Source organism: Polynucleobacter sp. 15G-AUS-farblos (assembly GCF_018882445.1).
Taxonomy (GTDB): Bacteria; Pseudomonadota; Gammaproteobacteria; order Burkholderiales; family Burkholderiaceae; genus Polynucleobacter.
Map to the genome: position 1 here is coordinate 1 of NZ_JACVOM010000034.1, position 255 is coordinate 255.

Genomic DNA, 255 nt, shown 5'->3' on the forward strand with positions numbered 1-255 from the left:
GGCTTGCTCATCTAACTGAGCATAGGTGAGCTGCTCAATACTGCCACTAGCACTCTCATAGACTAGCGCAGTAGCACTAGGACTCTTAGCCACTTGGGCAGCAAATAAGCTGGGTAGGTTAAAAAGCTCAGGTGCTTGTAAATCCAGATCAACTACTGGACCAGCAGAACTGGCAATGAGCGCAGTACGTTCAGAAAGGGTAGTTAGTGGCAAGCTGTGCACTGGCAACTGGGGGTTAGCCACTAAGTGCGTCAG

1 protein-coding gene is annotated in these 255 nt (G+C 50.2%); it reads right to left on the minus strand.

What is annotated here, in order from left to right; translation table 11 throughout:
- Positions 1 to 243 (minus strand): hypothetical protein (locus ICN41_RS11295; protein WP_216293028.1); only part of this gene is annotated, 243 nt, incomplete at its 3' end.
- Between the last annotated feature and the right edge of the window lie 12 nt (positions 244 to 255).